The sequence below is a fragment of the Klebsiella sp. D-Nf1 genome, assembly GCF_002810515.1.
Taxonomy (GTDB): domain Bacteria; phylum Pseudomonadota; class Gammaproteobacteria; order Enterobacterales; family Enterobacteriaceae; genus Klebsiella; species Klebsiella variicola.
In genome coordinates this window covers 273,121-292,868 of the sequence record NZ_PIOK01000001.1, presented here as the reverse complement: position 1 = coordinate 292,868, position 19,748 = coordinate 273,121, and the positions used below count along the sequence as shown (strand labels likewise).

The 19,748-nt window shown below is 57.1% G+C and carries 15 protein-coding genes, 1 tRNA gene and 1 pseudogene; 8 read left to right on the top strand and 9 right to left on the bottom strand.

The features are described 5' to 3' along the window. Window positions 1-32: 32 nt before the first annotated feature. Window positions 33-2,534 (bottom strand): phosphoenolpyruvate--protein phosphotransferase, encoded by a 2,502-nt coding sequence (gene ptsP / locus CWM54_RS01320; protein ID WP_100695697.1) that lies wholly within the window; start codon window positions 2,532-2,534, stop codon window positions 33-35. 309 nt (window positions 2,535-2,843) lie between these two features. Here ptsP and CWM54_RS01315 point away from each other — a divergent pair, with 309 nt between their 5' ends. Genes CWM54_RS01315 through CWM54_RS01295 form a run of 5 tightly spaced genes read left to right on the top strand, consistent with a single transcriptional unit; the run spans window position 2,844 to window position 7,807 of the window. After that, complete coding sequence (locus tag CWM54_RS01315) at window positions 2,844-3,920, top strand: PTS fructose transporter subunit EIIC (protein WP_061155133.1); 1,077 nt, start codon at window positions 2,844-2,846, stop codon at window positions 3,918-3,920. Between the two features lie 20 nt (window positions 3,921-3,940). After that, complete coding sequence (locus CWM54_RS01310) at window positions 3,941-4,261, top strand: PTS fructose-like transporter subunit IIB (protein ID WP_004179264.1); 321 nt, start codon at window positions 3,941-3,943, stop codon at window positions 4,259-4,261. 50 nt (window positions 4,262-4,311) lie between these two features. Next, a complete protein-coding gene (locus CWM54_RS01305; RefSeq protein ID WP_100696872.1) occupies window positions 4,312-6,609 on the top strand; it encodes a formate C-acetyltransferase in 2,298 nt (765 codons plus the stop codon). Then, the gene (locus CWM54_RS01300; RefSeq protein ID WP_100695695.1) at window positions 6,575-7,450 is read left to right on the top strand and encodes a [formate-C-acetyltransferase]-activating enzyme; all 876 of its coding nucleotides are present in this window, start codon (window positions 6,575-6,577) and stop codon (window positions 7,448-7,450) included. The genes CWM54_RS01305 and CWM54_RS01300 overlap by 35 nt, the downstream gene beginning before the upstream one ends. 15 nt (window positions 7,451-7,465) lie before the next feature. After that, window positions 7,466-7,807 carry a PTS fructose-like transporter subunit IIB gene (locus tag CWM54_RS01295; protein WP_061155136.1) on the top strand — a complete coding sequence of 114 codons (342 nt, stop codon included), beginning with the start codon at window positions 7,466-7,468 and terminating at the stop codon, window positions 7,805-7,807. A 13-nt stretch (window positions 7,808-7,820) separates the two neighbouring features. Here CWM54_RS01295 and CWM54_RS01290 read toward each other — a convergent pair whose 3' ends face one another. Further along, window positions 7,821-8,588, bottom strand: a complete 768-nt coding sequence (locus CWM54_RS01290; protein WP_100695693.1) for a phytanoyl-CoA dioxygenase family protein — start codon at window positions 8,586-8,588, stop codon at window positions 7,821-7,823. 261 nt (window positions 8,589-8,849) lie between these two features. Between CWM54_RS01290 and CWM54_RS01285 the strand changes: the two genes are divergently transcribed. Next, entirely contained in the window at window positions 8,850-9,683 is an 834-nt protein-coding gene (locus CWM54_RS01285) for a helix-turn-helix transcriptional regulator (protein ID WP_100681519.1), read from the top strand. A 17-nt stretch (window positions 9,684-9,700) separates the two neighbouring features. Here the strand turns inward: CWM54_RS01285 and CWM54_RS01280 are convergent, their stop codons facing one another. The 4 genes from CWM54_RS01280 to CWM54_RS01265 form a co-directional block, all read right to left on the bottom strand. Further along, window positions 9,701-10,600, bottom strand: coding sequence for a GGDEF domain-containing protein (locus tag CWM54_RS01280; protein WP_100681520.1), 900 nt, complete (start codon window positions 10,598-10,600; stop codon window positions 9,701-9,703). Window positions 10,601-10,843: 243 nt separating this feature from the next. Continuing rightward, a complete protein-coding gene (locus CWM54_RS01275; RefSeq protein WP_061155140.1) occupies window positions 10,844-11,872 on the bottom strand; it encodes an ABC transporter ATP-binding protein in 1,029 nt (342 codons plus the stop codon). 1 nt (window position 11,873) lies between these two features. Further along, window positions 11,874-13,448 (bottom strand): ABC transporter permease, encoded by a 1,575-nt coding sequence (locus tag CWM54_RS01270; RefSeq protein ID WP_162677786.1) that lies wholly within the window; start codon window positions 13,446-13,448, stop codon window positions 11,874-11,876. A gap of 21 nt (window positions 13,449-13,469) precedes the next feature. Beyond that, the gene (locus CWM54_RS01265) at window positions 13,470-14,486 is read right to left on the bottom strand and encodes an iron ABC transporter substrate-binding protein (RefSeq protein ID WP_100695690.1); all 1,017 of its coding nucleotides are present in this window, start codon (window positions 14,484-14,486) and stop codon (window positions 13,470-13,472) included. 403 nt (window positions 14,487-14,889) lie between these two features. On the opposite strand from CWM54_RS01265, the pseudogene CWM54_RS29130 reads away from it, so the two are divergent. Together CWM54_RS29130 and CWM54_RS29125 are read left to right on the top strand one after the other, a co-directional pair. Continuing rightward, window positions 14,890-15,504, top strand: a pseudogene (locus tag CWM54_RS29130) (CSS-motif domain-containing protein); the annotation flags it as partial. A gap of 96 nt (window positions 15,505-15,600) precedes the next feature. Then, window positions 15,601-16,425, top strand: coding sequence for a cyclic diguanylate phosphodiesterase (locus tag CWM54_RS29125; protein ID WP_227521614.1), 825 nt, complete (start codon window positions 15,601-15,603; stop codon window positions 16,423-16,425). 38 nt (window positions 16,426-16,463) lie between these two features. Here the strand turns inward: CWM54_RS29125 and CWM54_RS01255 are convergent, their stop codons facing one another. The 3 genes from CWM54_RS01255 to CWM54_RS01245 all read right to left on the bottom strand — a co-directional run bounded on the left by CWM54_RS01255 (window position 16,464) and on the right by CWM54_RS01245 (window position 19,683). Then, window positions 16,464-16,802, bottom strand: coding sequence for an STAS domain-containing protein (locus CWM54_RS01255; protein WP_061155144.1), 339 nt, complete (start codon window positions 16,800-16,802; stop codon window positions 16,464-16,466). A 64-nt stretch (window positions 16,803-16,866) separates the two neighbouring features. After that, the gene (locus CWM54_RS01250; RefSeq protein ID WP_100695686.1) at window positions 16,867-19,293 is read right to left on the bottom strand and encodes a glycogen/starch/alpha-glucan phosphorylase; all 2,427 of its coding nucleotides are present in this window, start codon (window positions 19,291-19,293) and stop codon (window positions 16,867-16,869) included. Between the two features lie 302 nt (window positions 19,294-19,595). Continuing rightward, a tRNA-Ser gene (locus CWM54_RS01245) sits at window positions 19,596-19,683 on the bottom strand. Window positions 19,684-19,748: the final 65 nt, after the last annotated feature.

Below are 19,748 nucleotides of genomic sequence, written 5' to 3'. Positions count from 1 at the left end.
ATTCCGGCCAGCACCGCTGGCCGGTGCGTGGATCACAGTTCCAGCTCGCGGCGCAGCAGGCCAGCGATATCCTCGCGACTCTCCGCGGATACCAGAGATTGACGGAACTCCGCGTGCATAATGCGCCGCGCCAGCCGCGAGAAAATCCGCATATGCTGATCGCCCGCCGAGTGCCTGTTCAGCGTCAGCATAATCACAAACTGCGCCTCTTCATCGCCCCACACCACCGGCTGCGCCAGGCGGGCGACGCTGATGGTCGACTGCTCGATATGCTCGGATTTACTGTGCGGAATGGCGAAGCTAAAGCCCAGACCGGTAGAGAACACCGCCTCGCGGGCCCACAGGTCAGCCTCCAGTTTTCGCGGATAGCGGCAGCGTCCGGCCAGCAGCAGATTATCCGTCATCCCTTTCAGCACCTCCTCCTTGCTGCGCCAGTCGCTGTTCAGCGTAATGCACTCGGCGCTCACCAGCGGCACATCCTGCTGACGCATGCGGAACTGGGCCAGCAGATGCTCCACTTCCAGTGAGGTACGGCACTGCATGGCCTGATTCAGCAGCTGGCGGCAGGCGCGGCTGTCCAGCTGGGCCAGGCGCGATTTGGTCGCCGGGATCGCCGGCGCGCTCATGCTCAATTCATCTAAACCGAGGCCTACCAGCAGCGGTAGCACCGATCCTTTGGCCCCCAGTTCGCCACACAGACCGATCCATTTCCCCTGCCGATGCACCGCCTGTACCGCATAGTCCAGCGCGCGCAGGAAGGCGGGATTCAGGCTGTTGTAATGGCGCGTCACTTTCGCATTATCACGATCGACCGCCAGCAGATACTGCGTTAAGTCGTTGCTGCCGATGCTAAAGAAATCCACCTCTTCACAGCACTGATCGATGATAAACATCACCGACGGCACTTCCAGCATGATGCCGAGCGGGATCTTTTCATCAAACGGGATCTGCTCGGCGCGCAGCGACTGTTTGGCCTCCGCCAGTCGCTCTTTCACCCACAGGATCTCTTCCATTGATGAAATCATGGGGATCATAATCTTCAGCGAGCCGTGTGCCGAGGCGCGTAAAATCGCCCGTAGCTGAGTGTGAAACAGCGCCTGATACTCTTCATAGATGCGCACCGCGCGGTAGCCGAGGAACGGATTGTTTTCCGCAGGGATGTTGAGATAGGCCACCGGCTTATCACCGCCGATATCCATAGTCCGCACGATAATGCTGCGCCCGGCAGCGGGTTCCAGCGCCTGGCAGAAGATGTTGTAGAGCTCATCTTCCGACGGCGCGCTCGGGCGATCCATATACAGCATTTCAGTGCGGAACAACCCTACCGACTGCGCGCCCTGGTTGAATGCCGCCACCGCTTCCACCGAATGGGCGATATTGGCGGCGATCTCCACGCGGATACCATCTTGCGTCTGCCCGGCTTTATCCAGCCATACCTGCTGCTGTTGCTGGATTTGCGCCTGTAGCCAGGCCTCCTGCTGATAGTAGCGCGCCACCGCCGGACTCGGATCCACCACCAGCAGCCCGGCGTTGCCGTCAATCTGCACCTGCGTATCCACCCACGGCAGCAGCGCGGCTAAATCCACGCCCACCAGAGTAGGGATATTGAATGAGCGTGCCAGAATCACGGTATGCGAGGTGGTGCCGCCGCTGCGCAGCAGCAGCCCTTTGAGATGCGTTTTATCGAGTTCCAGAAACTGGCTGGGGGTCAGCTCGTCGGCAAGGCAAATGGCCGCTTCCCGCAGCTGGCCCGGCGCCGGGAAACGGGCTTCGCCGTAGATATGCTGCAACAGCTGGAAGCAAACGTCACGGACATCCAGTACCCGCTCCTGCAGATAGCGGTTACCGGAGTCGCGGAACTGGGCGCAGAAGTGGTCGCCGGTGGCGACAATCGCCTGGGCGCAGCTCAGCCCGGTGAGAATACCGCCAAGCAGGTGCTGGCGCAGCGAGGCATCCGTCGCCAGCGAACGGTGAGCTTCCAGGATCGCGCTGGCGGTGCCGTCGTTGTCCAGCAACCGCAGCGCAATATCTTTCACCAGTAGCCGCAGGCCATTATCCAGTGCCGCCTGCTCCTGTTCGGGACTGGCGGCGACGGGCAGTTCACCCAGCTCGTGCAGATCGCGTGATTTGAGATGAACCAGCGTTCCCCCCGCGCTGCCGGCGCACACCGGGCGGGCATGAAACAGCGTCGGGTTCAGCCGCGAAAGTGACTCTGGCACAGGCTGGATATCCAGCGTTGGCGCAGCGGGCAGCGGCGCGTCACAGTGGGGAAATTCATCGCGCATAAAAACCGTTAACGCGGCGAATGCCTCAGCTTCATCTTCGCCGCTGATAAGCAGCTGGCAGGCGTCGCCCCTCAGGGTATTGCTGCCGATAATCGCCAGCGCGCTCTTGGCATTTCCACCGGTCTCGCGGTGCAAGTTCCGCCACTCAATCGCTGATGAAAAACGATTACACAGCGTTTCGACCAGACTGGCCGGACGCGCATGCACGCCGTTGGGCAAATCACATGTAAATTCAATGACCAGAGCCATCGCCTTCCTCCTGAGCAATCCATTATTTCCCCAAAAGGTAATAAAAGACGGCCCCCGGGACTAGGTGATAAAACTGGCAATTACTGGACTATTGTACACACGATAATTTTTTATGTCCGCCATCACAATTCCACCCTGTTAGCGCTCATCTTTCCTGTCACTACTAAGATTTGAGGTGGATCGCAATTCTTTTCTCACCTTACAAATATCCAGTAAATGCACTTTTTCTCTACTGTTTAATACCCCGCCCTTTTTCTAATGTTGAGGCATCAATACTGTCACGGGCCCTACAGCGCTCAGGAGCAAGCAATGAACGAACTGGTGCAAATACTAAAAAATACCCGCCAGCATCTGATGACCGGCGTCTCGCACATGATCCCCTTCGTGGTTTCCGGCGGGATCCTGCTGGCGGTCTCCGTCATGTTGTATGGCAAAGGCGCGGTGCCCGATGCCGCCACCGACCCTAATCTGAAGAAACTCTTTGATATCGGGGTCGCCGGGCTGACGCTGATGGTGCCCTTTCTCGCCGCCTACATCGGCTACTCCATTTCTGACCGCGCCGCGCTGGCCCCCTGCGCCATCGGCGCATGGGTGGGCAACAGCTTTGGCGCCGGCTTCTTCGGCGCGCTGATCGCTGGCATGATTGGCGGCCTGGTGGTCTATTACCTGAAAAAAATCCCCGTACATAAAGTTCTGCGCTCGGTGATGCCGATTTTCATCATTCCTATCGTCGGCACCTTTATCACCGCCGGGATCATGATGTGGGGGCTTGGCGAGCCGGTTGGCGCGCTGACCGCTAATCTGACCGGCTGGCTGCAGGGGATGCGTGAAGGCAGCATCGTGGTGCTGGCCATCATTATGGGCCTGATGCTGGCCTTTGATATGGGCGGCCCGGTGAACAAAGTGGCCTACGCCTTCATGCTGATCTGCGTTTCGCAGGGCGTCTACAGCGTGGTGGCCATCGCCGCCGTCGGTATCGCCGTACCGCCGCTGGGCATGGGGCTGGCGACGCTGATTGGCCGCAAATATTTCACCGCCGAAGAGCGGGAAACCGGCAAAGCGGCGCTGGTGATGGGCTGTGTCGGCGTGACCGAAGGGGCGATTCCCTTTGCCGCCGCGGACCCGCTGCGCGTCATTCCGGCCAATATGATTGGCGCCGCCAGCGGCTGCGTCACCGCCGCGCTGATGGGCGTCCAGTGTTACGCCGGCTGGGGCGGGCTCATCGTGTTGCCGGTGGTCCAGGGCAAGCTGGGCTTTGTCGCCGCGCTGCTGGTCGGCGCCTGCGTCAGCGCCGCCTGCGTCATCCTGCTGAAAGCCTTCGCCAAAAAGAAACCCACTGACGTCACCGCTGACGATGAACTAGACCTTGATTTCGAAATTAACTAACAGACTGGAAGGAACAGATTATGACCCACATTATCGCTGTCACCGCCTGCCCGTCGGGCGTGGCTCACACCTACATGGCCGCCGAATCGCTGGAAAGCGCCGCCAAAGCCAAAGGCTGGCAGGTCAAGGTAGAAACGCAGGGTTCTATCGGCATTGAAAATGAACTGACGGCGGAAGAGATTGCCGCCGCCGATATGGTCATTCTGACCAAAGATATCGGCATCAAATTCGAAGAGCGTTTTGCCGGGAAAACTATCGTGCGCGTCAACATCAGCGATGCGGTAAAACGCGCCGACGCCATCATGAACAAGATAGACAGCCACCTTTCCCAGAGCGCCTGAAGCCTTAAAAGGGGCGCCCTCGCGCCCTTCGCCACAACATGGAGTTTATCATGACGAATCGTACCCAACGCCTGAAAGCCAGCCTGTTTGCCCAGCCGCGCGAAATCTCCCTTGAACGCGCATTACTCTACACTGCCAGCCATCGGCAGACGGAGGGCGAACCGGTCATTATCCGCCGGGCGAAAGCCACGGCGTGGATCCTCGATAAGGTGATGATTTCGATTCGTGAGGATGAACTGATCGCTGGCAACCGCACCGTCAAACCGCGCGCGGGAATAATGTCGCCAGAGATGGACCCCTACTGGCTGCTCAACGAGCTCGACGCCTTCCCGACCCGCCCGCAGGATCGCTTCGAAATAAGCGAAGAAGATAAACAAATCTACCGCGAAACGCTGTTCCCCTACTGGGAAAAGCGCTCAATGAAAGATTTCATCAACGGCCAGATGACTGAAGAGGTCAAGGCTGCTGTCAACACCCAGATATTTAGCGTTAACCAGACCGATAAAGGCCAGGGCCATATCATCATCGACTATCCACGGCTGCTGAATCATGGCCTTGGCGCGCTGGTCACCGAGCTCAAAACGCACTGCGCCCAGCAACCGGAGAACCCCTTTTATCAGGCGGTACTGATCCTGCTGGAAGCTTCCCAGCGCCATATTCTGCGCTACGCCGCGCTGGCCGAAGCGATGGCCGCTAACTGTGCGAATGCGCAGCGTCAGCAAGAGCTGTTAACCATCGCCGCTATTTCGCGCCACAATGCGCAGCATCGGCCAACGGACTTCCCCCAAGCCTGCCAGCTGTTCTGGTATATGAATATCATTCTGCAGTACGAATCCAATGCCAGCTCGATTTCGCTGGGGCGTTTTGACCAGTATATGCTGCCGTTTTATCAGGCATCGCTAAATCAGGGCCAGGATCCCGCGTATCTCAAGGAGTTGCTGGAGTCGCTGTGGGTGAAATGCAACGATATCGTCCTGCTACGCTCCTCCAGCAGCGCGCGCTATTTCGCGGGTTTTCCCACGGGCTATACCGCCCTGCTCGGCGGGCTGACGGACACCGGGCGCAGCGCGGTCAACGTGCTGTCATTTTTATGCCTCGACGCCTATCAAAACGTTCAGCTACCGCAGCCGAATCTGGGCGTGCGGGTCAACGAGCTGATTGATCGCCCGTTCCTGCGCAAAACTGCCGAAACCATCCGCCTGGGGACCGGGATCCCGCAGATTTTCAATGACGAGGTGGTGGTCCCTGCTTTCCTCAATCGCGGCGTGTCGCTGGAAGATGCCCGTGATTACGCGGTGGTTGGCTGCGTGGAGCTCTCCATTCCCGGCCGCACCTACGGCCTGCATGATATCGCCATGTTTAATCTGCTGAAGGTGATGGAAATTGTGCTGCAGGAAAATGAACATCAGCCTGACGTCAGCTGGGACGGTCTCATCAGCCAGATCCGCGACAAAATCCGCCATTACATCAAGCTGATGGTCGAGGGCAGCAACATTTGCGATATCGGCCACCGCGACTGGGCGCCGGTCCCCCTGCTCTCCTCGTTCATTGAAGATTGCGTGCAGCACGGCAAAGATATCACCGCCGGCGGCGCGCGCTATAACTTCTCCGGCGTTCAGGGTATCGGGATCGCTAACCTGAGCGATTCGCTGTACGCCCTGAAGGGTATGGTCTTCGACCAGCAGCGTCTCAGCTTTGACCAACTGATGGCCGTGCTGAAAGCCAATTTCCAGACGCCGGAAGGGGAAAAAATCCGCGCCCGACTGATTAACCGTTTTGACAAGTACGGCAACGATATCGACGATGTCGACAACATTAGCGCCGATCTGCTGCGTTTTTACTGCAAAGAGGTTGAGCAGTATCTGAACCCGCGCGGCGGTCATTTTACCCCCGGCTCCTACACCGTCTCCGCGCACGTGCCGCTGGGTTCAGTGGTGGGCGCCACCCCGGACGGGCGGCTGGCCGGTGAGCAACTGGCAGACGGCGGCCTGTCGCCGATGGTCGGTCAGGATTCCCAGGGGCCAACGGCAGTGCTGAAATCGGTCAGCAAGCTGGATAACTATCTGCTGTCGAACGGTACGTTGCTGAACGTCAAATTCACCCCGGCAACGCTGGCCGGCGACGGTGGGCTGAACAAACTGGCAGACTTTTTACAGGCCTTCTGCAAGCTCAAGCTGCAGCATATTCAGTTCAACGTGGTCAACGCCGACACCCTGCGTGAAGCGCAGCAGCGGCCGCAGGACTTTGCCGGCCTGGTGGTACGCGTCGCGGGCTACAGCGCCTTCTTTGTTGAGCTGTCAAAGGAGATTCAGGATGACATTATCCGCCGCACCGCGCATCAGCTGTGAGGTCATCGACACGCGCGCCGACCGGGCGCGCATTTTTAACCTCCAGCGCTACTCGCTCAATGACGGACAAGGGATCCGCACGGTGGTCTTTTTTAAAGGCTGCCCTCATACCTGCCCGTGGTGCGCCAATCCCGAATCAATTTCACCCAGGATTCAGACCCTGCGCCGGGAGAGCAAATGCCTGCGCTGCACCCGCTGCCAGCAGGACGTTGCCGAATGTCCGTCCGGAGCGTGGGAACAGATTGGCCGCGATGTGACGCTGGATAACCTGTTGCAGGAGGTGCTGAAGGATGAGGTCTTCTTTCGCGCCTCCGGCGGCGGCGTCACCCTCTCCGGGGGCGAAGTGCTCATGCAGGCCGGGTTTGCCGCCCGCTTTCTCCAGCGCCTGCGCCAGTGGGGGATCCGCACCGCCATCGAAACCGCGGGCGACTGCGCTTTCGACCGCTTCCTGCCGGTGGCCGAAGCCTGCAATGAAGTGCTGTTTGATTTTAAAATCATGGAACCTGAGCGGGCGCGGTCGCTGCTGCGAATGAATCAGCCACGGGTGCTGGACAATTTTCGCCAGCTGGCGGTGAGAAAAATCAACCTGATCCCGCGGGTGCCGCTGATCCCGGGCTACACCCTGAACGTCGATAATTTTCGCCAGATTCTGGCGTTTCTCGCGCCGTTCGCGCTAAAAGAAATACACCTGCTGCCGTTTCATCAATATGGCGAGCCCAAATACCGTCTGCTGGGCAAACGCTGGCCGCTCGCCGGCGTGAAAGCGCCTGACGAAGCGGAAATTCAACCTTACCGGACGCTGGCCGAAGCGGCCGGATTCCACGTCACTATCGGCGGATAACGCCAGGAGGATATTATGGACTTTACGATCGTTGCCGTAACCGCCTGCGTCAGCGGGGTGGCGCATACCTACATGGCCGCCGAACGACTGGAAAAGGTCGGTCATCATGAAAAATGGCACCTGAAAGTCGAAACCCAGGGCGCGCTCGGTGTTGAAAACCGGATCACCGCCGAAGATATCGCCCGCGCCGAAGTGGTGCTGCTGGTGACGGATATCGAAATCGATGACGCCCAGCGCTTTAGCGGCCTGCGGACGATTAAAACCAGCATCAAGAGCTTCCTGCTGCAGCCGCAGCAGATCGTCGAGGCCGTGAAAAGCATCATGAAAAAGCCGGTCGTCTATGTAGAACTTCCCTGACCGGCGACAGACCTTATTCTACATCCAGCAGCCACTTTTGCGCCGGCGTCAGCCGGCTTGCCGTCTCCGGCGTCAGCCAGCGCCGCTGGTCCTGCTGCGGCGTATCCGCGCGATCGATATATAACCCATGCAGTACGCGTCGTCTGCTGCCTTCACGATTACGAGTACCACCGTGCCAGGCGTGCGCGTTATAAATCATCACACTGCCGGCCGGTGCGGCAAACACAATCTCATCGGGATGGGTCAGTTCCGGGTCGGCCAGCACCTCCTCCGGCAACGCCGGGCGCAGGTGGGTACCGGGAATGATCCGCGGTGCACCGTTGGCGGCGCTCAGATCATCTATCGCCCAGATAGTATTCACCAGGTGGACTTTGGGAAAATCCGGGCGCGGCTTTTTCCAGTCGGCGTGCAGCGGCTGGTGGCCGCCGTTATACAGCGCCTCGCGCGCGTTCAGGCTGGAGACTTTAAAATCCCCGTTGAAGATATAGCGACAAGCGGAGAGGATCAGCGGGTGTGACCAGACTTTCTCCCAGATAACCCCCTTATTAATCAGGTTAGCGATCCGCGTCGCCGTCGCCTCCTGATGGTGCTCCATCGCCAGATTATCGCCTTCGCGTTCAACCAGGGTGTCAATGAGCAGGCGCATTTCGCTCAGCCACTGGGCGTCAACGACGTTATGCACGACGGTATAGCCGAGGGTGTCGAGCTCGTGTTTCATTTGCGCACTGAGCGCCTGGCTGGCGCCTAACGCATCGAGAAAGTTAGCCGATGATGAGTTCATTTTGCGTTCCTTTTTAACGTTCCGATAACACAAACAAACTCTACTGGTCCCTCCGCGGCATGACACGAGGCGAGCGCTACAAAAAACTGGACATACGTACGCGAGCCCACAAAGTGTGATGGACATCAACAATCTCTTTTCCGGCAATGCATGCGCTGCAGCTGGCCGGCAATCCGCTGCGCAAAATGGCTAAACTAACGCTGCCAGGAAGGAAAAAATAGATTACCATCAACAGGATAATGCGCATGCTGAGGGCAAAGAATGATTGAAGATCTGCCGGATATACTGCATCGGTTAATCGGTCAAAAAGATCACTTACAGGTGAGATTTCCTGAGCCGGATATCTCCGTGCCTGCCCTCGCCTTCAACGTGCCGTTTCCGCGTCTGGAAATTGTGCTGGAGGGCCAGCTGAGTGAACAGGGACTGCCGCTGGCCGCCTCGACGTTAACCACGCTGCAGGTACTGTACGTGCAGGCGGGGAAGTGGACGCTGCCGCAGTGGACCGGCCCGGCCACTACCCTGAGCATCCTGTTTGGTCGGCAGAAACTGGGATTCAGTATTCAGCGCTGGGACGGGAAAAGCCTGCATACGGAAAAGCAGAGCGTTTCCCGCCTCGGACCGCGCGTGGGCTCTTACCTGTTGCTGAGCCTGAATGAAGTCAGCCTGCAACCCGACCCGCTGACCGCACGGCTGGTGGTCGCCGCGCTGCTGAGTCATTGTCGTGAACAGCTGGTCGGTCTGGAAATGCGCGTCAGCCGCAGTCGGGATCTGTTTCTCGCCGTCCAGGACTACCTCGAGGAAAATCTTAGCCTGCCGCTGACACGGGAATCGGTAGCCAAACGTTTTCACATCACACCCAACTATCTATCGCATATTTTTCAGAAATCAGGCTCGGTGGGATTTAATGAGTATCTGACCCGGGTTCGCCTGGAAAAGGCGAAGCAGCTACTGCGCGGCTATGACCTGAAGGTGAAAGAGATTGCCCATAATTGCGGTTTCGTCGACAGCAACTATTTTTGCCGGGTATTCAAACGCTACACCGAACGCTCACCGTCGGAGTATCGGCGACACTGCCGTAGCGCGCAGCAGGCCTAACCTGCCGCGCCGGAATCTTACGCCCACTCCACGCGTCCGCGTCCGTTGTGCTTGGCCTTGTACAGCGCCTCGTCGACTTTACGGATAAATGTCTCCTGCGCTTCGCCTGGCCGCCACATTCCAACGCCAATGCTGATCGACAACGGCGTCTGATGATTGATCAGGATGGTGTGGGCATTGTCGAGGATCGCCTGCGCCAGGGCGTGCAGCTCGGGCTCCGACAGGCCATCGACGATAATGGCAAACTCTTCCCCACCGATACGCGCCGGCTGGATGCGATCGCTGGTCAAGTTTGCCAACTGTTTACCCAGCGAAAATAACACTTCATCGCCCACCAGATGGCCCAAGGTATCGTTAATTTTCTTAAAAAAATCGATATCCAGAATCATGAGTCCCAGCGCATGCCCCGACTTCTCGCGGATGGTATTGATGAAAAAACGGCGGTTGGGCAACTGGGTGAGCTCATCCTTCAGGGATTGCGATCGCGCGTCAACGTACAGCAGGTTAATCCGCTCAATAATTTTGTAGACACCCACCACGGTCAGCAGCATCCCGGAGAGGCGCAGCAGATCTTCGCAGTAATAGCCCATCCAGCGCGGCTGAACCACGATCTCATCCATCACGTCAAAGGTACCACCGGCAATCCACAGCAGCAGCCCATAACGCACCCAGTTGACGGCAATGTGGCTCATCCGCACCTTTGCCGAGCTCCACAGCATAAACACCAAAAACAAAAGCGCCAGCAGATCGATATAGAGACCGGGGTTAGTCAGGATCTCGTGTCGTGTGCCGACCGGGGGCGACACCAGGACACAGCCGACAGCGATGGCGACGATAACCAGCAGCGCTGGCAGGAGCGTCACCCGGGCCACAGCGGCCGGGCCGGGGCGATTCGCAGGAGTATGGAGTTCAGGCATAGCGATGTCTCATGGTAACAACAGGGCCGATCGCGAGACAGGATAGCAGTTAAGCGTAGCGGGACGAATGAAAAAGCGACGGATCGGTAAAATGGTGGGCGCTGGACTGACCCCGCGGAATTGTTCCAACGTACTACCACTCCATGGCGACGAGGTCAGTGGCGCGGATACTAGCGGCTTCATCCGCCATCTGATTAGCTTTCCGTGCGGCGCCGTCGATAGCCGACGGCGCCTGCTCAGGGATTAGCCGCTAAACACCCGCGCCTTGCCGCTGACCGTCAGTCGTACCGTCGCGCCGGGCTGCCACGCCGGCTGGCTCACGGTTCGCAGGACAATCGGCCGCTCGTGCCCGGCCATCGACAGCGTCAACGTGGAAAGCTGGCCTGAGAAATCGACATCGCGGATGATGGCGGTACTTTCCTGCGGCTCGCTCACACTGACGCTCAGCTGTTCCGGACGCAGCATCACCCTACCTTCGCCAGCAGGATGCAGTGCGTCCGTCGCCAGGTCCCCCAGCGCGCAGCTTGCCCGGCCGGGGCTCAGGCGCGCAGGAAGGATCAGGGCATCGCCAAGAAACAACGCCGTCTCTTCATCCACCGGCTGCGAGTAAACTGTCAGCGGCGTTCCGACCTGGGCAAAGCGCCCCTGGCGCATCACCGCCACCTGAGTGGCAAACGACAGCGCTTCGTTCTGATCATGGGTCACCAGAATCGAGGCGATTCCCGTCTCGGCCAGCAGGTCCGCCGTCGCTTTACGCGTGCTGGCGCGCAGCCCGGTATCCAGTGCAGAAAACGGCTCATCCAGCAGCATCAGCGCCGGCTGCTGAGCCAGTGCACGGGCCAGGGCAACGCGCTGCTGCTGACCACCGGAAATTTCATGTGGCCAGTGGCTCGCCAGGCCAGGGTCGAGGGCGACCATCTCCATCAACGCCCCCACCCGGCGACGCTTCTCCTCACGGCTGGCGTCCAGCCCCCAGGCGATATTGTCCGCAACATTGAGATGAGGAAACAGCGCCCCTTCCTGCGGAACATAACCGATCCTCCGCTGGTGGGCGGGGACAAACACGCCGTCGGCAAACAGAGGAGTACCGTGCATGACGATCCGCCCGCGATCGGGCGTTTCGAAACCGGCGAGAATGCGCAGCAGCGTGGTTTTTCCCGAGCCCGACGGACCAACAATGGCCGTCCGGCTCCCCGGCGCCACGGTCAGATTGAGATTATCGAGAACCAGCGCATCGGCGAAGGATTTCGAAATAGAAGACAATTCCAGCATGTTACAACCCTGCCATTTTTTTCGACTGCATATAAAGAACCGCGGTCAGCGGCAGCGAAATGACGATCATCAGCAGCGCGTACGGCGCCGCCGCCACGTAGTCGATCTCGCTGGTTAACGCCCAAAAACCGGTCGACAAGGTGCGGGTGCCTAACGGCGAGAGCAGTAGCGTGGCGGTGAGCTCATTACTGACGCCAAGGAACACCAGCGCGGCCCCTGCGGCCGCGCCCGGCGCGGCAAGCCGCATGGTGATACTCCACAGGGCGCGGGCCGGACTGCGCCCGAGGCTACGGGCAACGTTTTCCAGTTCTACCGGCGCCTGCGCGATACCGGCACGCAGGTTAATGAGCGCACGCGGCATAAACATCAATAGATAGGCCAGAAACAGCGTCACTTCGGTCTGGTACACCGGGCGGGCGTAGTGGATGGTGACCGTCACCAGCGCCAGCGCGGTAACAATGCCGGGCAGCGAGCTGGTGATGTAATTACACCCCTCCAGCAGGCGGAACAGCGGGCGCGGATAGCGCACGCCGAGCCACGCAATGGGGATCGCGCAGGTTGTCGTCAGCAGCGCCCCGCCCATGCCCAGTAGCAGGGTCTGGCGCAGCGAATGCCACAGATCGGCATGCAGCCAGTTGTCGATGCCGCCCAGCCACAGCCAGCGGCACAGGACCAGTAAGGGAACCCCCATCGCCAGCATCACCAGCAGCAGAAGCAGTAGCTGCGCGCCAACAGCCGCCCCTTTACCCAGCACAAGCCGCTTCTGCTCGCGGGCCGCCCCGGCGCCGATACGCGCGTAACGCGCTTTACCGCGTGAGGCGCTCTCCAGCAGCAGGATCGCCAGGCAGCACAGAGCCAGCACGCCTGCCAGCATATTGGCGGCCGGACCGCTGAAGGTCGACTGGAACTGATCGTAAATGGCGGTAGTGAAGGTATCGAAGCGGATCATCACATACAGGCCATATTCCGCCAGCAGATGCAGGGCCACCAGTAGCGCACCGCCGCAGATAGCCAGGCGCAGCTGCGGAAGCACCACCCGGAAAAATACTTTCCACGGCGGCGTGCCCAGCGATGCGGCGACATCTTCAAGGGTGGGATCGAGGCGGCGCAGCACGGCCGCCACCGGCATATAAATAAACGGATAGTAGGCCAGCACCGAGAGAAACACCCCGGCGGAGAGGCCATGCAGCGAAGGCACGGCGCTGACCCAGGCGTAGCTCTGGACAAAGGCTGGAATCGCCAGCGGGGCCACCGCCAGCGCCGACCACAGCTGCCGACCGGCAAGGGCGGTACGTTCCGTCAGCCAGGCCAGCGTCACGCCGAGCACAATGCTGATGGGGACCGCCAGCACCGTCAACCACAGGGTATTGCTGAGCAGCTCCCCTACCCGCGGGCGAAAGACCAGCGCTTTGATCGTCGGCCAGCCGGTGTCGAATCCAACCGCCACCACAAACCCTAACGGCAACAGCGCCAGCAATGAAAACAGCAGCGCTAACGCCACCATCGGAAATGCAGGACGCCTGCGCTCGGGCAGGCGTCCTGTTTTCTTTCCGAGCGACAGACTCAGAACAGACATAGCAACATCACTTCCTCAGGATCAGAGCAGGCCAGCCTGCGTCATCAGCTCAATGACCTTTTTACTGTTCAGCGAGGAAGGTTCTACCTTCGGTGCATCCAGATCTTTCAGCGGGGTCAGTTTCGGGTTAGAGGCCGCGTCTACCCCCACAGCATATTCGAAGGCGTTATTGGTGCGCAGCGCATCCTGCCCCTGTTTGCCGGTGATCCATTTAATGAAGGCCTGCGCCTGCTCTTTATGTTTGCTGGAGGCCAGCACACCGCCGCCGGAAATGCTGACGAAGGCGCCCGGATCCTGGTGTTTGAAGTAATACAGATGGGTGTTTTTGCTGTTCTCACCGGTTTTTGACTGGTCGACGAAGCGATAGTAGTGGTAGATCACCCCGCCGTCGATCTGCCCGGCATTGACCGCTTTCATCACCGTGCTGTTGCCTTTATAGGCGACAAAGTTGGTTTTCATCGCCTTCAGCCAGTCGAGAGTCGCCTGCTCACCCTTCAGCGCCAGCATCGCGCTGACGATAGCCTGGAAATCTGCCCCCGATGGCGAAGCCGCCCAGCGCCCTTTCCACTCCGGTTTTGCCAGATCCATCAGGGAATGCGGCAGCTGCGCCTCGCTGATTTTCGCCGGGTTGTAGACGAAAACGGTGCTGCGCGCGGCGATGCCGATCCAGCGCCCATGCTGCGGACGGTACTGCGCCGGAACCTGCTGCAGGGTGGCGGCATCCAGCGGGGCGAAAAGTTTGGCATTATCGACCAGCACCATCGACGGCGAGTTCTCGGTCAGAAACACATCGGCCGGCGACGCGGAGCCTTCCTGAACCAGCTGGTTACCCAGCTCACTGTCATCGCCATTGCGCAGCGTGACCTTAATACCGGTCTCTTTGGTAAATCCATCCACCCACGACTTCACCAGATTTTCGTGCTGGGCGTTGTAGACCACAATCCCGTTCTGAGCGTCAGCCGCCATCCCCTGCGGCGCCAGAAACAGAGAAGCGGCAACCAACGCTGCCGTACGGAGGGGCGATAAGCGAGATTTCATGAACGCATCCTTAATGAAATAGGGCAATAAACGGTAAATAGCCTGAGCGGAGAGGATTAAATCACAGCAAAAAAAGAATGATAATGAAAACAATTATCATAAACTTAAAAAAGCAAAAAATAGCGCCGGTCTGTTATTAGGGATTAGAAAATGCTTAAAACTATCCAATGCCGGAATTTATGTTAAGAAAACATTAAGATAGGTTTTTTTTATTCCTGTCGTGACGGACTCGTAGCCGCATCAGGTCGTTAGCGAGTTTTGCTGGCAGGTATTGTGAGACTGATCATGTTTTTACATGCTCCGTCGTCGCGGAGGTTATCCCCCTTCTACGATCATTGGATAACGCCTTTTCAGCGGGATGAATGGTTCATTTTATGCTCGCCTCACATAGCACGCGTAATAAATGAAAAAGACAAAAGTGCGAAACGCATGGATTTCCTTTTCCCTGGCGCTGGTGGTATTTCTGGCTGGCGTGTTCGTCATTAACTGGCAACTGTGGCATTCAGACCAGGCCACCCATGCCGCCGCCGCCCGTCAGGCGGCGAAGAAAATCGCCGTTATTCTGGATGAAGCCCGAGCCGCCACGGTGACGGCAATGAACGTTAGCCGCCGCGGTTGCTCCGTGCAGGGTCAATTCCAGCTCGGGACCGAGGCCGCCCTGCAGCCGCATCTGCGCACGATCGTGCTGGTAAAAGATGGCCTGGTGTGGTGCTCGTCGCTGCCGGGCAATCGGGTACTGACGCTCCATCCGGAATCCTTGCCTGATGAGCTGCTGCAGCTGCTGCCCGCCAGGATGATGGTTAACAAGCGGCCGGTGCTGATCTATCACACGCGTTCGGCGCAGGTGAGAGTCATTGTCAGTATCAGCGACATCCATTTGCGCGATGCCTTGTATAGCGATGAGGATAACGCCGGGCTGGCGCTCTCGGTCAACCATCAGATGATCGCCAGATATGGCGATGTGGAGCCACTCAACGCGGGCCCACACCAGGGTATATTTAGCTCACCGGACTACCCGTTTCGCATTATCTATCCCGAGTCGCCTTTTTTTAGCCCCGGTCGCTTATTTCGTAATGGCTTCGGTCTGCTGATTTTTATTTTCTCTATCGCGCTATTGTTTTATTTCCTGCTGCGCAAATACCTCAATGCCTATACCTCTGAAGAAGAGAATTTGCGCTACGCTATCGCCCAGGGGGATATCATTCCCTACTACCAGCCCGTCGTGAATGGGAAAACCGGGGAGATATACGGCGTGGAAATTCTCGCCCGCTGGAAAAATTCCACCGCACAGTGGCGTTCGCCCGCTGAATTTATTCCACTGGCCGAACGTACCGGCTTAATTATCCCACTGACCCGCAGCCTGATGGCGCAGGTCGCCGCCCAGATGAGACCCATCTTCAGTAAGCTGCCGGATGGGTTTCATATTGGCCTGAATATCAGCGCGTCACACATTAACGATCCGACGTTTATCGACGATTGCCTGCACTATCAGCGCGGCTTTGAGGGCAAAGCGGTGAAGCTGATGCTGGAGATCACGGAGCAGGAGCCGCTGTTGCTCAACGGCGCGGTTGTGGACAAGCTCAATACGTTACACTCCCGCGGGTTTTCCATCGCGCTGGACGACTTTGGCTCCGGCTATTCCGGGCTTTCCTATCTCCACGAGCTGGTTTTCGACTATATCAAAATCGATCAGAGCTTTGTCGGCAGGGTGACCGGGGAGACACCGTCAAGCAAACTGCTGGACTGCGTGATAGAGATGGCCCGGACGCTGTCACTGCGCATCATTGCCGAGGGCGTCGAAACCCAGGCCCAGCTGGATTATCTCAATCGCCAGAATATTCATCTGCTGCAGGGCTACTATTTCTGGAAGCCGATGCCCTACGTCGCGCTGGTGATGCTCCTGCTGAGCAAACCGAAGGCGCGGATTGTCGAAGAATAAGCGGGCGACCCATCACCCGCTGGCCTGCACCAACGTCATCACTGAGTGAACGTGTTCAGCGCATCCTGTCGAGTCTCCTTAATGGAAAAGATGCGATCCATACGGGTGAGCTTAAACAGGTTTTTAATCGTGTCATTGAGCGAACACAGCACCAGCTCGCCCTGACCGTTGACGCTTTTCAGAATGGATACCAGCGCGCCAAGACAACTACTGTCGATGAAATCAACGTGGCTCAGATCCAGCAGCACGTTTTTGGTATCCGGGTCGATAGCCTCCAGAACCTGCTGCTTAAACGCCTGTACGACGGAAGCGTCCAGTCGGCGCACCAGTGGCATAATAATTTTTACGCCCTGCTCGGTATGTAATTCAACGTTCATGCTCATCCTCAATAGTGACTGATATCCGTCGACGAGTCCCTTTTCCGCTCGGCGTGTTCTCTCTTTAGCAGGTGATACCCCAAATATCCCGGGCGTAGCCACGTATGGTTCTGTCGCTGGAAAATTCTCCCATCCGACAAATATTGAGTAAGGCCCGACGGTGCCATTGTTCCGGCAGTTCAAAATCGGCCATCGCCTGCCGCTGGACCTGACAATAACTGTCGAAATCCAGTAAATGACAGTAATGATCGCCCTCAGTCAACATGTGGTGAAGTGGTGTAAACAGCTCACGATCGCTGGTGAACAACCCAGACACGAGGGTATCGACAACACGCGCAATAGCCGGGTTCTGATGATAGAAAGCATGGTGATGCCCGAGTCGCCGGCTCTCTTCAATCTCTTCCGCCACGGCGCCAAACAGATAAAAATTATCGATTCCCACGGCCTCGCGGATTTCGATATTCGCCCCATCATAGGTGCCGATGGTTAACGCGCCGTTCATAGCAAACTTCATATTGCTGGTGCCGGACGCCTCGGTACCGGCGGTGGAGATCTGCTCAGAGAGATCCGTGGCCGGAATGATTTTTTCCGCCAGCGAGACTTTATAATCTTCGAGGAAAACCACTTTAAGCTGCCCGGCAACCTGCGGGTCGCTGTTAATTTTCCGGGCGACGGTATTAATCAACTGAATAATCAGCTTCGCCATCCGATAGCCCGGCGCCGCTTTACCCGCAAACAAATGCACCTTAGGCGCGATAGTTTTCCCTGTCTCTTTGATATCCAGGTAAAGCGCGATCACGTGAAGAATATTAAGCAACTGACGCTTATATTCATGAATACGTTTGACCTGACAATCAAACATCGCCAGCGGATCCAGGGCGATGCCATAGCGTTGAGCGACCAGCTGGCTGAGCGCGGTTTTGTTGGCAAATTTAATGGCCCGGATGTTATCAATAACAGCAGTATCATCGGCCAGGCTTTCCAGACTGGACAGCAAGGGTAAATCGGTTGGCCACCCTTCCCCCAGCTGTTGATGCAAAAATGCTGCCAGGCCGGGGTTAGCCTGCTGCACCCAGCGTCGCGGCGTGACGCCGTTGGTCTGATTAATGAATTTCTCCGGGGTCATAAAATAGAAGTCCGGCACCAGTTGTTTCTTAACCAGTTCCGAATGCAGCCATGCTACCCCGTTCACGCGATGGCTACCAACAATGGCCAGATTGGCCATGCGGATTTGCTTATCGTGATGTTCGTCAATTAAAGACAGCGAAGATAACAGGTGATTTTTATCCGGCCAGCGCCGGGCCACGTCTTCAAGGAAACGATGGTTGATCTCAAATATAATTTGCAAATGCCGCGGCAGCAGTTTTTCAAACAGCGTCACCGGCCAGGTCTCCAGCGCTTCCGGCATCAACGTATGATTAGTGTAGGCACAGGTGTTTTGCGTTATCTCCCACGCCTGCTCCCAGGGCAACCGGTATTCATCGACCAGGATGCGCATCAGCTCCACCACCGCTAATGCCGGATGGGTGTCATTAAGCTGAATCGCCACATGCTGCGGCAGGAAAGTAATATCGTCATTAGCCTCGGCATAGTCACGGAATATATCCCGCAGCGTACAGGCCACCAGAAAATACTCTTGCGTCAGCCGCAGCTCTTTTCCGGTGAGCACCTCATCGGAAGGATAAAGAATTTTTGAAATATTCTCCGAAGCAATTTTATCACTCACCGCCTTGATATAATCACCACGATTGAAAATATGGATATTAAAGGAGTCAGAGGCGACCGCGCTATAGAGCCTCAGCTTATTGGTCGTCGTATCCCGATAGCCGGAAACGAAATAGTCATGGGGAATACCGATAATCGTTTTCCAACCCAGCCACATTGGGTTGTAATTACCATCAACATCTTCGCTGTGTTCAATATAGCCTCCCAGCGGGATCAGGATTTGCTGAGCATGGTGTTCAACCAGCCACGGGGAGTGCATGGAATGCCAGTCATCCGGATGTTCCATCTGCTGGTCATTTTGAAAGGATTGGCGAAAAAGACCATATTCGTATTTGATGCCATGCCCGGATGCGGCAATATCAAGGGTGGCCATCGAATCGATAAAACAGGCGGCTAAGCGCCCTAACCCCCCGTTGCCCAGCGCGGCGTCGGGCTCTTCGTCAAGAAGGTGGTCAAGATCAAACCCCAGGTCATTCACCACCTGGCGCATCTCCGCCAGTAAATTCATATTCAAAAGGTTATTACGCAGCGACTGTCCCAGTAAAAACTCCATCGACAGATAGTAAACGCGCTTTTTATGTTCTTCACGTTGCCGTGTCTGGCTCAACAGAAAATGGTCCTGTTGAAAATGACGAATGGCCAGCGCCACCGCGTTAAAAATATCGCCATGCGTAGCTTTATTTAAGCTAACACACAATGTGTACTTTAATTGCTGTTCTACCAAAACCCGTAGTTCTTTGATTTCTGGACGATTAGTGACAGGCATTCTGACCTCACTGGTCTCTGTATCTGCGTAAAACCATGGCAGGTAAATCATCATTTTTCCAAGTATAGACGAAGATATTTTGCCGAATGGTTTTTATTCCTCAGCACCATTGCCGTTTATAACGAGAGGCTGAATAATTAAAATAACAACCATTTGCAATGGATTGATCGTCACCTTTTCGCCAGCGATAACGCTACAGACATGGCGGGTTTGCGGAGTCGGGAGGTGAAGGTGAAGTGCAGTCAGGACGGCTAGAGGGAAAAGCAAAAAGGGGTTACCTTTCGGTAACCCCTTCTTTTATATGGCGGAAGCGCAGAGATTCGAACTCTGGAACCCTTTCGGGTCGCCGGTTTTCAAGACCGGTGCCTTCAACCGCTCGGCCACACTTCCGGTGTGAGGCGCACTATAAACACCTCGACGGATGCTGTAAAGCACCATTTTGTTCAACTGCCTTA

What these genes read in the sequence shown, in the direction of transcription:
- ptsP (WP_100695697.1), bottom strand. Translation starts at nt 2,534, where the DNA reads ATGGCTCTGGTCATTGAATTTACATGTGATTTGCCCAACGGCGTGCAT.
- CWM54_RS01315 (WP_061155133.1), top strand. Translation starts at nt 2,844, where the DNA reads ATGAACGAACTGGTGCAAATACTAAAAAATACCCGCCAGCATCTGATG.
- CWM54_RS01310 (WP_004179264.1), top strand. Translation starts at nt 3,941, where the DNA reads ATGACCCACATTATCGCTGTCACCGCCTGCCCGTCGGGCGTGGCTCAC.
- CWM54_RS01305 (WP_100696872.1), top strand. Translation starts at nt 4,312, where the DNA reads ATGACGAATCGTACCCAACGCCTGAAAGCCAGCCTGTTTGCCCAGCCG.
- CWM54_RS01300 (WP_100695695.1), top strand. Translation starts at nt 6,575, where the DNA reads ATGACATTATCCGCCGCACCGCGCATCAGCTGTGAGGTCATCGACACG.
- CWM54_RS01295 (WP_061155136.1), top strand. Translation starts at nt 7,466, where the DNA reads ATGGACTTTACGATCGTTGCCGTAACCGCCTGCGTCAGCGGGGTGGCG.
- CWM54_RS01290 (WP_100695693.1), bottom strand. Translation starts at nt 8,588, where the DNA reads ATGAACTCATCATCGGCTAACTTTCTCGATGCGTTAGGCGCCAGCCAG.
- CWM54_RS01285 (WP_100681519.1), top strand. Translation starts at nt 8,850, where the DNA reads ATGATTGAAGATCTGCCGGATATACTGCATCGGTTAATCGGTCAAAAA.
- CWM54_RS01280 (WP_100681520.1), bottom strand. Translation starts at nt 10,600, where the DNA reads ATGCCTGAACTCCATACTCCTGCGAATCGCCCCGGCCCGGCCGCTGTG.
- CWM54_RS01275 (WP_061155140.1), bottom strand. Translation starts at nt 11,872, where the DNA reads ATGCTGGAATTGTCTTCTATTTCGAAATCCTTCGCCGATGCGCTGGTT.
- CWM54_RS01270 (WP_162677786.1), bottom strand. Translation starts at nt 13,448, where the DNA reads ATGTCTGTTCTGAGTCTGTCGCTCGGAAAGAAAACAGGACGCCTGCCC.
- CWM54_RS01265 (WP_100695690.1), bottom strand. Translation starts at nt 14,486, where the DNA reads ATGAAATCTCGCTTATCGCCCCTCCGTACGGCAGCGTTGGTTGCCGCT.
- CWM54_RS01255 (WP_061155144.1), bottom strand. Translation starts at nt 16,802, where the DNA reads ATGAACGTTGAATTACATACCGAGCAGGGCGTAAAAATTATTATGCCA.
- CWM54_RS01250 (WP_100695686.1), bottom strand. Translation starts at nt 19,293, where the DNA reads ATGCCTGTCACTAATCGTCCAGAAATCAAAGAACTACGGGTTTTGGTA.